We start from the raw sequence: 14,084 nt of genomic DNA, 5'->3' as shown, positions 1-14,084 counted from the left end.
TTTTTTAGTCTTAAATCGAAACAGAGGGGGGCCTTCCGGTATCTCTAACAAGAGGGATACCCGACTATTTAACGCTCATCTCAAAAGCTTTATTGTTTCCCACGTACCCTACGAGAGTTTGTCCTATGGCTATGGGGCCTACCCCGGCAGGAGTACCACAGTAGAGCAGGTCTCCCATTCGAAGAGGGAAAATGCGACTGGCAGCGGCAATCAGCTGATCTATGGAAAATAGCATGTCATGAGTGTTGCCTTTTTGCACACAGTGCCCATCAATTTCCAAACGGAAATCCAAATTGGTGAGATCTCCGAATTGCTCTTTCGGAAAGAATTGCCCTACTACGGCTGAACTTTCAAAGGCCTTGGCAGCCGTCCATGGCTTGCCTGCTGCTTTGGCTTGTCGTTGCAGATCTCGAGCTGTGAGATCCAATCCCACTGTCAGTTCACTGTAATAGCGATGGGCAAATCTCTCATCTATATATTTACCAATGCGATCTATTCGCACAACGATTTCCGTCTCATATTCTATTTGACTCGATAGATCCGGGTAGAAAAAAGGATAACCCAGTCGGTGCACTGCATCTCCTTTGAGGAAAAAAATTGGAGACTCCGGTTTCGTTTGGCAAAGGATTGTACCAGTGCTCATTTCTGCGATGTGATCGCTATAGTTAGATGCAACAGCTATGATCTTCATACAGAGCAAATATAAGTCTTACGCAGATTAGGAGAAACTCTTTTTCTTTTTGGGGTTGTGGCAAATTAGCGTAACAGGAGAGAGCTGTCTCCATAGCTCAGGAAACGATAGTCTCTGTCGAGTGCATGTCTGTATATATCTCTCCACTGCTCTCCCACAAAAGCAGCAACCAGCAAAATAAGTGTGGATTGGGGTTGATGGAAATTCGTCAGTATACCCTCTACTACTCGATAGGTGTAGCCTGGAGCAATTAGTATGCCAGTGGGGAAAATCAGCTGCTCCAATTCATTTCTTTCCATATACCTCAAGAGAGTTGCAAAGGCTTCTGTGCGGTTGGGCAGAGATGTGGAGCGGATATAGGGACTCCACTGTTCGACTTGTAATTCAGAAACGGGAATGGAAGGATTTTCGGCAATTAAAACCGCTAAATAATACAGACTCTCCAGTGAGCGTACCGAGGTTGTCCCTACGGCAATGGGTTTGCGAGCGGTTGTGGCCAGTTCCTTGATTAAAGACTGGGAGGCTACAACTAATTCTCGATGCATGTGATGTTCGCCGATGGTAGCTGTTTTCACCGGTCGGAATGTACCGGCTCCTACATGAAGAGTCAAGTCCAGTACTGGTATTTGTTTACGAGCCAAATCGGTGAAGACTTTGGGAGTGAAGTGTAGCCCTGCAGTCGGAGCTGCTACCGACCCTTTAGCCTGGGCATAGACCGTTTGGTAGGTCTGCAGATCTTGCTCTTCTGTCTCTCTGTGCAGATAGGGAGGAATCGGAAGTACACCGCACAGCTCCAGTAGGTCTCCGAAGCATAGTTGTGGGTTGTCCCAAGAGAAGCGTACGATTTCGCCCTCTCCTTCTCTTTCTCCGGTTCGTTCTGCTCGTAGTGTTACTTGAGAACCGTCTCGATGTTGTATTTGGCACTCTAAAGGAGCTCCTCGCCACTTCTTGGCATTTCCGATCATGCAAATCCAACTGCACGTCTCAGTGGTAGTTAGATTGGTGTCATAACCGGCAGGGAGGTGAGGCTCCAGACAAAAGACTTCGATACGGGCACCATCTCCATTTTTTCTGAAAAGTAATCTGGCTCGGATTACCTTCGTGTTATTGCGCACCAAAATGGCATCTGAAGGCAATAAATCGGGCAAGTCAACAAATAAATGATCGGAAATGCCCCCTCGGTTGTAGAATAGTAGTTTGGAGTGCGAACGCTCGGGTAACGGATATTTGGCAATCCGCTCATCCGGCAATTCGTATGTATAGTCCGATATACAGATCTCTGTTGTTTTCATGACTGCAAAACTAATCATTAGTGATTGTTACACCATTCTATGGTAATAGATGCTTAGATACCTCAGAGAAATTTGATTAGAACCTGATAATTCGAGGCTAAAATCTTAATTTTGCGTAAGATTAAAACTGGTATCTATCAAATAAATTGTATTTGTAATGAAAATGTCATCATTTAGAAATTTTTGTGGGTTTAGTCTGGTCCTCTTTTTCAGCTTAGCTCCAATGCAGGCGCAGTTTGGCACTTTTGGTAAGAAATTGAAAGAGAAAGTCGTAAAAGTAGCAAAAGAAGTTTCGGAAGAAGTGAAGCAAGGGGTTGAATCAGAGATCAAGCAGGAGAAAAATCCTGTACAAACACCGATTCAGCAATCGGTTGTAGATGTTACTAAGCCCAAGGGAGGAAAAGTATTACAGAAGGAGTCCGATCCCCTATCTATAATGAAAACAGTACAGGTGGCAGAGCAAACAGATGATAGTTTTTATGCTCAGGCTTATCAAAGAGATAATGGGGGAGCTTTTGATGAAAAGCTGGATCTCCGTGCCCAGTTTGAATGTTTGGCCTATTATTTATTGAAGTTGAAAAAGGCTGTAGAACGGCGAGATATTGAATATATGGCTTGGCCTGATGATAATAAACATTTGTTGTATTTCTCCTCAGTTTCAAACAATCCAAGCAATAGAAGCATAGCTGACTTTTCTTGGAATGATTGGTCTGCCGAATATGACAGAGTAACAGGGGCTGTGAATAAGATCATGTTAGCTCCTTTCACTGGGTCATGGAATGGGTCTTCAGTGAGTTTGATAGAATTACTCAGCAAGATAGACGGGTATATCAACAGTAAAGCGACCCCAAATCAGAAGAAGTACTATTTGTTCGCAGCGGTGCAGAAGCTAACTGAAGGCTTGTATGATGGGCGATTGAGAGATGAAGATCTTCAGGTTCAGACTTTGGTTGCTTCGTTGAAAAAGACTTATTCTTTAATGGATAAAGAGTATCAAGATATTTATCCCAAGCCGATGAATCGAAGAGAGATAGATGAGAGATATCAGCAGCAAAAAAAGGAGCAAATCTCACGTATACAGGAGGAGTACAATGAGCGGAAGAATCGCGTCTACGACATGCCAAAAGCAGGACGAATGAATACGCCTCAGATGGTCGCAACTTTTGAGCAGATTATGCAAAAACAGTGGCCTAATGATAAAATAGTTAAGACGTTGATTAAGAGTGATGAGTGGACTATTCAGGATAATTCAACAGGTCGCTATAGGGTGGTATTTGGGTATGTGATTGTGAAGAAGCCAGATGGACGTTATCAGGCCATACCTTGTTCAATGGCAGGAAAATGGTCTCCTGGTGCAGGTAAGTTTGGTGCCTATAACTATCATTCGCTCGGAACACCTTTCTATGTGAATTATCGTTGAGACTTGCTGTGTATTAGGCTTAGTTGCAAGGTCCTGACTTTTGTAGCCATTTAGCAATCTTTTTCGATTAAGTATGAGGAGATTGCTAGAGGCTTTTTCGGTAAAAACATTATCTGAGACCTTTGCAGGCCAATTGCCGTGCAAAGGTCTCTATAAACCCAATGGAAGCATTACGATTGAAGTCGCAGACGACAGGGAAGACAATCGGAGCGAGCAGGAAAAAGAGGCGGCGGAGGATTATCAAAAACAGCTTGTCCGTCAGCGTAAAGGGACGGATGAATAAGCACGTTGGGTGTACAAACAAAAGTGTTATCACTATGGATACAAAAAGCATTGTTTGACCAATATTCAAGGCATTGTTCAAAGGGTGATAACGACTGCAGCGAACCGCAGTGATACGAAGGAGCTTATTCCGCTATTGGAGAGTATAAACATTCCACAAGGCACAGCCATCCTGGCGGACAAAGGATATGCTTCTCGAGAAAATCGTTCGTACCTGCAAACACATCACCTTCAAGATGGCATTATGCACAAGGCACAACGCAACAGGGCATTGACCAAGCAAGAGAAACAGCGAAACAAAGCCATCAGTCCGATACGGACTACTATCGAACACGCCTTTGGCAATATTCGTCGGAGGTTTCATGGCGGACGATGTCGCTACCGGGGGCTTGCAAAGACCCATACCCAAAACATTCTTGAGAGCATCGCCTTTAACCTATACAGAACACCAGGGATAATTATGTCCTTATGTGTATAGGATAAGACATATTATTACCCTTGCGGAGATCGTTCATGTAGCTCCGCAAGGGTAATTTACAAGCCATTTTATTCCTTGTCCCTTGCTTCCCCCCAAATTCTTCCCTCCTTTTATCCGAAGAATACCTCTTTCCTACATCTCCTTATTTTTCAAAGATTTCTATATATAATTTGACCTCGAATAGTTCTTTTGTGGAAGCTTGGATGCCAAATCTTGCTTTTGGATGACAGTTTTTGCAATATTTGATTTGTAGGATTAAAAAATATATCTTTGTGACACCGTGCAGATAACACGATATGGCTATGCCTACACAGAGGAATACCTTAATGGGACTTTCCAGCCAGCCTAAGCCTCGCGATTTATTTGGAGTCTTGAGATACTTCATTAAGTTTAGCTTGGAAGAGGAGAGAAGGGAGTTTTCCCTTTTCATAAAATGATAAATAGGCTCTGCTGGCGGATTTAACGAGAGACTTCCTTCTTGGGAACGAGAGATTTTAGTTGTTAGTTCGCAGTAGTTGCAGATGTCTGAGTCAGGTTGATTCTTCTTGTTGTACTGAGGCTTTGTTACTATTCAAAGGGATAGTTGTTCGTTTTGTTTTGTGTCGAAAGTGTGTTCCCTGAATAGATGATGATATTGACAAAATCTATAGAACTATGAGTGCCCTCCCTACTCATCCCACCTCCCTGCAAGGAGCTGAGAGAATACTCTCAAAAATTGGACTTGTGCTATCTAAGAGCAAAGAAGCTCTTTTGAAGGATCTGCTTCAGAATATCTCTGAATATATGCCGGACAAATCTGAGTTGGAGGATTATTCTCCCAAAGATTTCCTGTCCGAAGTAGAATCCGGAAAATTCAAATTTGAGGACTATGTCAACGGCCTTTTCCATAGACTTGGTTACGATCTCTCACAGTTTGAGAAGAATAGAGAATTGTTCGATTTGGTCAAATCTTGCATGGCTGTTTTGGTCAAACTTGGGAATGTGGTGCAAAGTCTCTCTACAACAGTCGACTGGAAGAGTGAGATTGATTTGGTTCTGACCAATCCATCTTCTGCCGGATCGAAAGCAGCGTCTTTTCTGACGGCTGCCAAAAAACTGTATGACCAGGGAGGATTGGGAGACTCTGAAGTACCAACAGATGAAGGGCTTCTTGGCAATATTTACAGTCTTCTGGAGCTAATTGTAGATCTTTTTGACATAGTCCGTAAATTCAAAGATATAGAGGGGGAGAAGCTGGTTTCTGAATATGAGGGTTTTCTGGATTTCCTTGATGACAACTTTTTCAATAAGGAATTTGCAGATCGAATTCTGGATCATATCCTCATAACTATCCTGAGCAATGCCAAGGACGTATTCTCAGACGATATCTGTGCTCTTGTCGACGGAGCTTCAGACATTTCTAAATATATCAGAGAAGGTATTGAGGAGCATTTAACTCGCCCTGTTAGCGAAGTTGTCGATGAGATCAAAGCCCTCGAAAAGGAAATAGCAGAGCTTGAAAGTCAGTTATGTGACAGGGCGGAAGAACTTGCGAAAGCAGCTAAAGAAAAAGGCCTGCAAGCGGTTAGGGAAGTAAGTTCTGATTTGACAGCAAGACTCAAGACCGCCAAGGCTAGGTTGGAGGAATTGGGCAACGAATTGTTTGATGACTACAACCAATTCGCTAATATTCTGAACAAGATCTATGTTGTGTTGGATTTCCTTAAGGTCTTTGATAAAGAGACTATCAAGGTTGCCAAATACATTCCTAATTCTATCGAACTTCCCTATTCGTGCATTCGGGCAGATATAGATCTTGTTTCGCAGGACTTTCAGGCAATTTTGTCTGATGCAAAGAAATCTGTCAGGGAGGTAAATGATCTTCTTTCTGATGCAGTTGCGAAAATGAAGGCAACCGCACCGACTGTCGAGATCCAAGTGATTAGGTGGTCACGCTTAAAACGCTTGTTCACTGATCCTATTGATTATCTGAGGGAGATTTACCCTATTGAAAGCTATGATGATGCCATCAATTTGATGGAAAAAGTTTTGAAGGTGATGCGAGCCTTCAATCCGCAGGTTCCGAATATTGAGGACATCCAACAGTTTTTGCATGAACTCCTGATCCGTATCAGCGAAAAGATCAAAGATTTTGGAGCTCAAATATCCAATACTGAGGCTGTTAAGAATCTGGAGAAATTCCGAGATTTCATTTTTGATGTCTTAAAGGTCATTTCTGAGTTTGGGACTGCTGTCAGGCAGGAATTGACAGAAGCCTACAAGAATGCAAAGAACGAGGCCAAATCTGTGTTCGACTCTCTGTCCAGTGGCGTCAGGAAAGAAATTGATCTCCTCATTACAGAGGGCAGCTCTGACATTGAAAGACTTCTGTTCGATTCGAAATTAGATATCAATAATGAATTTTTCGAGCGCGCTTTTGTAGATCCTTTCATTCGTATACTAAAGGAGAAGGCAGCGGAGCACGAGTTGTTTAAAAATGTTGATCCTGATGCTTGGGGAAAAGCCATTGTTGTTTCGGGAGCAAAGGATGCCAATGTTCTTCTTAATAACTTCCGACCATTGCTCCAATCCATGGATAAAATGGCAAGGGCACTTTTCGAAGAGGAAGTCTGGAGGAATAGACTCAAAGGTGTGATTGATGATCTTGGAGAGGAATTCGAAAAGCAGACGGAGAATATTCCCTCTTCTGTCAAAGATGTCGAGAAATATGGGAGAGATGTAATCGAAAAATTGCTCAAAGGAGGTTTGCCGAACAATCCCTTCTCGGGGTTCAATATCTACAGATACTTCGAGATCTTCAGGGACGCAATAGAAGAAATTTTGCCGGACTTTGGACCTCTTTATTATGACAAGTTCTTGACAGCTGTTGAATCAACTGTGACATCCTTGACTGAGTCTTCTCAGATAAGGGGTACATTGAGGTCTGTCAGCAATACAGTCGATGACTATCCGGATAAGCTCAAATCTTTTTCTGTAGATGTGTTCAGAGCTTATCTTGATCATCTCCTCACATCTCTCTACAACAATATCCTCAAACCGTACAAGAATGCCATTGAGAAGGCGGTGAAGACTTGGCTTAGAGAAGAGTTGTTGCCCAAGGCTGTTGCCAGTATCAGGAGGAATCTACCCAATATTCCGGACTTGAGAGAGTACGAGAAGTTGTTCAATCCCGAAAATCTCAAGTTTGCCGAACAGTTGATTGCTATTCCTCAGGAAGCTGCGGAGATTGATTCTTGGCAAGATGGTCTCCGATTTGCGATCAAGTTCTATAAGGCTGTACCCACAAGCGTGAAGAAGTATTTCAGGGAGCTGGTCGATTTGCCAGATTTCGATTTTGGAGCAGTCAAACTTCCTCCATATTCGTTAGATGTCAAAAATAAGTTCCTCTGTGTAACTCTTTATGAGTATGCCTCTTCACAGAAACCCTCTTCTTCATCCATATCAGGCAATGTGTCCATTAAGATTATTGCATTCGTAGGATCTCGGAAGATTGGAGAAAGCGATAAGGCTGGATTGTATCTCCTACCTATGATTTCCGGTGATTTTGGAGTAGAAATCAATCTCGGAGCCAATCATAAGCTAAAACTTGGTGCTTCCGAAAGCATGAACGGAGACTTCGATTTTGAGCGCGTTGATGAGGATGCCAAGAAAAAACTTCAGGATTCGCAGAAGTTGGGAGTATTCCTTACAACAAAGCCCGGAGACCGGTTACCTTCTATCATCCCTCTGGACGAAGTCTCTGGTTCGCTCAAGGCTTATCTCGAGTTGCTGTTTTCCCGGACAGAGAACAACAAGTTGATGATCTTTGGACCCGACCCTGACAAGATTTCTGATGAAGACGATAGCATTGCTTCACTCTCCATCATGGACTACCCTCAGAAGATTTACGTTGGATACAACGAAGGGTTTGATGCGGGGTACCTCGGAAGTCTACGCGACTTGGAGCTGAATTTGTTTTTGGCCAGTATGAATGACTTCTTTGCCAAGATATTCAAGAAGCCTATCAAAGTTGGCTTGGAGTCATTGGATATCGGGTATAGTGTTAAAGACGGATTTCGGATCAATGGTGATTACCTTGTCCAGATTCCTTTGGACAAGAATGTGGACCTGAATTTCGTGAAATTCAACAATTTGATGATAGAATTGGGAGGAGGTCCCAGCAACAATCTGCTTGCGGATTTCAATTCCTCTTTTACCGCTGATTTTCATGGAATAGCCATTTCGTTCGCAGATCTTGGATTTGGAATAGATGTCAATGTCTTTAATGACAAAGGTGGATTTGGAGACTTCGACATTAGACCGCATTTCAGTTTCCCCGATGGAATAGGGATTTCTATTGATACCAAGGCTGTAACCGGTGCCGGAATCATCAAATGGAGTAAGGAGAAAGAGGAGTTTCTGGGAGCAATTAGTATCGGAGTCTTGAATCTCTGTAGCGTGGATGCACTCCTTCTTTTCCGCATGCGTATGCCTGATGGTAGCAAGGGGTTCTCTTTTATGGCTGCACTGAGCACGACTTTCAAACCGGGAATCCAACTTGGAATGGGCTTTCAGTTGACCAAGATCGGTGGATCTCTGGGTATCAATAGACGGATTGACCAAGATAGACTCATCAGTGCTACTCGAGATGGAACTTTGGGTGCCGTACTCTTCATAGACGACATTGCCCAACATTTGGATACGATACTGGGTAATATCACGACTTATTTCCCGACTCAAGAAGAACAAGTCTTTTTCGGTTTCATGACCCGAATCACCTTCTCAGATGTTATGGAGATAGATGCAGGGCTTTTCATTCAGGCCCCTGATCCAGTCGTGATAATTATCGCCGGAGGAATGCATATCGGCCTTTCGAAGTCTTTGGATTGGCTTCTGTCGCTCAATGTCTACTTCTTCGGGATGATTGATTTTAGCAAGGGCCTCTCCTTCGATGCTTCGCTAGTTGATTCTCACATCGTAGGCATTGACCTTTATGGCGATGTGGCCTTCCGGATGTACTGGGCCGGTGATACCAAGGGCTTCCTTTTCTCGGCGGGAGGATTCCATCCTAAGTACAAGCCGGAAGCTGGTTTTAATGTCCGTGATATGCGGAGAATCGGAATGAAGTTGAATTATTCCGTGCTCAAATTCTCCCTCGATACTTACTTTGCGGTCACGTCCAATACCGTCCAGTTTGGAGCAAGGATGGAAATGGACATCAACCTATACATCTGTTCTATCTCAGGCTTCTTTGAGTTTAATGCGTTGTTCCAGTTCAACCCCTTCCTATTTATGGTCGAAGGATCTGCGGGAGTGAAGGTAAAATGTTGTGGAATCACATTGCTCGCAGTAGGTATTGCTCTGGAATTGAGTGGACCTGCAAGATGGCATGCCTCTGGAGAAGCTACTTTCCGGATCCTATTCGTCAAAAAACGTGCACATTTTAGTAAGACTTGGGGTAGAGCTCTGGAAGGCAGCGAAAAAAAGTACATCTCTATATTCCCCATCTTTGAAGCCGGCTTTACTGACAACACCAACTGGCAAGTTTTCTCAAACGATGTGGTCGATAGACTGGTTTCCTTCTCCGAAATCGAATCTGAAGGACTGGTCGCGAAGCCGTCTGATACAATCGCTTTCAGCCAAAGTGGTGTGCCACTCGGAGAACGAATGGAGAAGTATGGTGAGGCTGAACCCGGTGATGTTTGTCAGATCGAGATGGAAAAGCTCTGCATTTCCGGAATAGAGCTTACAAAGGAGGACGACTATGAGTTCCTGTCCACTTCCTTCGCCCCCGCACTAATCAAAGATCTGACCGATGAGGAAAAATTGGCAGCCCCTTCTTACCAGAAGATGAAGTCTGGTTTTATTCTGACCCATGGATTGCAGGAAGAGAAAGGGGAGGGAGTGGAAGTCAAACCAGCTCAAGAGCGTGTTTGCCAGTTCTTGGACGATGATGTATGGACTAAGTGGCAGAGATATTCTGTGGAGACATCCCAAACCGAATGGAGTACTCGGGAAGCATTATCCACTCGTAAGATGGGGATATCTGCTTTGAGGAATGTAAACGGTCCTTCTGATCCTCTAACACGTAAATTTTCTAAAGAAATAATGAACAGAAAACATTCTTCTTCCCAAAGGAGGAATGCAGAAGGCATTCGCCGATATATACTGCAATCAGATTGCACATTAAAGCGAAAGGCTCGTACTTTCATTGACCAACTCGAAAACGTATAAAGCACAATCCTTGCATGAAGATGGAAAAATACGCAACCACATACTATTTCCCTTGGGTTAAGAAAGGATTGGGAAATAGGATTGCCGAGGAGGATAAGCTCACAACATCTGAGATTCAGAAGGATCTTTGGTTGACAAAGCATCGGGCCGCACTGTTTCTCGAAGCTCACTTCTTGAATACAGACACTGCTTCGCAGGACGGAGATGAAGAAAAATCTACAATCATTAAGACCAAGGAAATTCAGTTTGTTGGCCCAAGCGACATTACACAGGTATTAGATCAGGCTATTTCCAAGGTGACTCCTAAGCCTCTGAGTACATCAATGCCTCCCCAGTATTTGCCCTATATCGAGTTCTGGGAGCCGGATTTCCCTTGGCGTTTTTCTCCTGTTAAGCCTAATGCTGATAATCGGATCCGACCGTGGTTGGCATTGCTTGTATGTGAGAAAAATCTTTGTGCTGAGAAAAAATCCGGGGATTTGAACTACGTTTCATTCAGTATTTCCGGAGAAGAGGTATACAAGAGCATTTTCCCTTCTCAAGAAGATTCTTGGAAGACTGCGCACGCTCAAGGATTTTCAAAAGAGACTCCGGTCTTCTCACGATTGCTGGCGTTACGTGCCGGAGGAGATCTGAAACCATTCACGGAGTATGTCGTCTTTTTGGTGCCTGCTTTTGAGACGGGAAGGCTTGCCGGATTGGGGTTTGATACGGAGAAAGTGAAAGATACCACAGCCCAAGCGCATGCATGGGAGTCGAGTTTTGAAGAACAAAAGACCATGCACCCTCGTCCTTTCGACTTTCCTGTGTACCATTCGTGGTCTTTCGTGACTGGGCAAGATAGTTTCGATAAGATGGCGGAGGATTTGAGGGTTTGGACGGAAGCCAAAACCTTTATCGACGTTGATATCACCAAGATGGGTGAAGGTGTGAGCTTTGATACCTTAGGTGAAGATGAACGACCGGAACGTCGTTCTATCCAGATGCCTGCTGCGGTAAGCTCCTTGAATAGAAAAGACGAACAGTGTTTCCCAGCTCCGGATGGGACGTTTCGTGAAGGTACTGTTTATCGCAGGTTGAAAAATCTTCTTTCCGGTAGCCCGGTTCTCATAGAGAATAAGGACATTCTTTCAGGGGAGAACGAAAGGGAAGAAATTGGTGGTGTTGATGATGATCCTTGGGTCGTCCCTCCCTTGTATGGAGCCAAGCATATTTTTGCTACCTCCGTAGATGAGCGTGACAATCAGAAGAGTGGAACCTCCTGGTTTTCTCAACTCAATCTAGATATTCATTATCGAGCAGTTGCCGGCCTTGGCAAAAAAATCGTCCGAAAATTCCAGGAAGAGTTTGTCGATAGAGCTTGGAAACAGGTTGAAGATATTCAGGCATTGAATGTCGAACTGTACCGTCGTTTGGCAAGTGCTAATGTGACTACCTCTCTTCAGAACAAAGTCTCGGTTGTCATGGAGAATGGAGAAAAGCATCCGGACTATATGAGTACTATGCTGCAGTATTTTCGAGGAATGCCTCAGACTCAAGAAATTCTCCGAGACAGGAATATTCCGCGTGCTTATGCAAGAGCCTCTTTTCAGTCTATGACAGAAGCTTTGGCCAGGATCCAGTCTTCTGTGGATCCGAAATCCATCATGCAAAATATCGCTGAAGCACAGATATTCAGACTTGCGGACTACAAAATCCCCGAATTGCCAAGTGTCCATCAGTTCCGCAGTCATACCAATAGCATTTTCGCTATTCTTTCCAAAGAAATTTTTGATCAGTATCTCACTGGGTATTTTGATTACCAAAGGTTGAAAATTGACGAGTGGCATTTCCAATCAACCATCCCAGCTGAAACGAGAACCAACCCGGTTCGGAATGATCAGGACTTTGAGAACGGTCTGCGAATTGCGACTGTCCCGAAAGACAATCAAGAATATCTGTGGCACTATCTCAATTATGAGGCCACACGAACGCATTGTGGAGAAAAGCAAGATCTCTGCATGGAGATTATTCGGAAATTCTTGGATGGTGAGTTTTCTCGTCATGGAATTCTTGGAGTCACGAGAGCTTATAAGAACAAGTATTCTGTAGGATCTAATCCTTTTCATGGAACTGTTCTGTCCAATATTGTTGCTGTTGATGATCAGTTGTATGCTGAAGCTTTTGGTTCGGAGAAAGGTCTGACTCGAATAGGAGGCGAAGATGGTTGGTATTTTCTTTCTCGCAGGTTGTTGAAAAACGGTCAAGCGATTGAGGTACAGTATCGAGAACATGCTACTTCGTTCTTCAGAGATCCTCTTAAAGAGGTTGCACTCACACCTGGTGAATTGATTGGAAGATTAAAAAGAGAAATTGATGGAATTGTTACCAGGTCTGGTTCAGCCTCTGGTGAAAATTATAGGTTTAACCTTACGGGTCAATGGAAGCAAATGATGGAGAAATGGAAGAATTTTTTGGGTTTTGGCCCCAATTCCAATAGTCTTTCTCAAGGGTACGACATTTTACGAGAGCGTATCTACGACTACTTCAAGAATACTCCAATTGGGTTCACACTGCATTTGGACAAATATGATAAAAAGGATATGCAGTGCTTTGACTCTATCCAAGATTACATTGTTTTTCTCCGAGACTGCAATGACAATGGAACAAACGACTATCTGCGAGCTTGGAAACAGTTAGACGAGTGTGTCAAGGTTATTGAGATTCGAAAAGATGCTTTAAATGCTGCCGAGATCAAGGAGCGGAAAAATGCAGAGAGACTGAAGAAGGAACAGACAAGACAGATGCAATCGAACTACAATGGGTTCAAAGACAATCTTATTCTGGAACGTGTTCGTGAAATTGTTTCGGAATATATGTCGGAATTTTTTGCCGAGACTCTTTCCGGAAGGAAACTTCGTGAGAGCTATGTCAATGAACTGCTCCGGTCCAAATTCCCGGTTATGGCGTATCCAATTTTTCCGGAGCCGACCTATCACTACCTGCGGCTTTTGTCGGATAAGTTTATTCTCCCTTGTGTAGACGCCCTCCCGGATAATTCGGTTGTATTGATGCGGACGAACGAATCTTTTGTGGAAGCCTTTCTGTGTGGTATGAATACTGAAATGGGGAAAGAATTGCTGTGGAGGGAGTATCCTACTGACCAGAGAGGTTCGTATTTTAGAAAATTCTGGGATTCGGAGACCAGTAGAGAAGACATCCGAAATGACAACTTTTTCGATGTTAGACCTCTTCATACCTGGACTGGGAAGATTGGCGAGAATCATGCCTCTACCAAGGCAGGTCTGTTACTTTTCGTTGTCAAGGGCAGGTTGATGAAGCAATATCCAATGACGAAAGTATATCTGCACAAGGCCTCTGCTGATAAGTTCAAGCCAGGGGTTATTACTTTTGCGGAATCCGCCGATGAGGCCGATCGAAGTATTATCCGGCCGGTTTCTGAAGCATTCCTGCGAGATGATATTTATGTGGTGGGATTCAAGGCAAATTTCGATCAACTACTTGGTAATCCTGCAAAAGGTGATTATGGCTATTTGCTCACCTTTGAAGAGGATGTGCAGGATTTGAGTTTTGAGAAAAATCCTACTGATTCCGAACAGTTTATTCGGGCAAAGGATGCTGCCATTGCAGGTATGATCCTCAAAAATGATGCGACACTGTACGGCAAGCACCTATCTCTGTTTATTCCCAATCCATCTTGAATAAGAA

5 protein-coding genes and 1 pseudogene are annotated in these 14,084 nt (G+C 43.7%); 4 read left to right on the top strand and 2 right to left on the bottom strand.

What is annotated here, in order from left to right; translation table 11 throughout:
* Positions 1-64: 64 nt before the first annotated feature.
* Both B5D48_RS05585 and B5D48_RS05580 read right to left on the bottom strand, forming a co-directional pair.
* On the bottom strand, positions 65-691 hold the full coding sequence (locus tag B5D48_RS05585; RefSeq protein ID WP_023935798.1) for a fumarylacetoacetate hydrolase family protein: 627 nt from the start codon (positions 689-691) through the stop codon (positions 65-67).
* Positions 692-756: 65 nt separating this feature from the next.
* A complete protein-coding gene (locus tag B5D48_RS05580; RefSeq protein ID WP_036888533.1) occupies positions 757-1,983 on the bottom strand; it encodes an S-adenosylmethionine:tRNA ribosyltransferase-isomerase in 1,227 nt (408 codons plus the stop codon).
* A gap of 163 nt (positions 1,984-2,146) precedes the next feature.
* On the opposite strand from B5D48_RS05580, the gene B5D48_RS05575 reads away from it, so the two are divergent.
* From B5D48_RS05575 to B5D48_RS05555, 4 genes and pseudogenes are all read left to right on the top strand, one after another.
* Positions 2,147-3,403, top strand: coding sequence for a hypothetical protein (locus B5D48_RS05575; RefSeq protein WP_111759346.1), 1,257 nt, complete (start codon positions 2,147-2,149; stop codon positions 3,401-3,403).
* Positions 3,404-3,554: 151 nt separating this feature from the next.
* Positions 3,555-4,163, top strand: a pseudogene (locus tag B5D48_RS05570) (transposase); the annotation flags it as partial.
* Positions 4,164-4,946: 783 nt separating this feature from the next.
* Entirely contained in the window at positions 4,947-10,376 is a 5,430-nt protein-coding gene (locus B5D48_RS05560; RefSeq protein WP_143742815.1) for a DUF6603 domain-containing protein, read from the top strand.
* A 20-nt stretch (positions 10,377-10,396) separates the two neighbouring features.
* Complete coding sequence (locus B5D48_RS05555; protein WP_143742814.1) at positions 10,397-14,077, top strand: hypothetical protein; 3,681 nt, start codon at positions 10,397-10,399, stop codon at positions 14,075-14,077.
* Positions 14,078-14,084 lie beyond the last annotated feature (7 nt).

The sequence above is a fragment of the Porphyromonas crevioricanis genome (genome assembly GCF_900167225.1).
GTDB lineage: Bacteria > Bacteroidota > Bacteroidia > Bacteroidales > Porphyromonadaceae > Porphyromonas > Porphyromonas crevioricanis.
The sequence above is the reverse complement of the archived record's forward strand: the minus strand, read 5'-3'. Positions and strand labels throughout refer to the sequence as shown.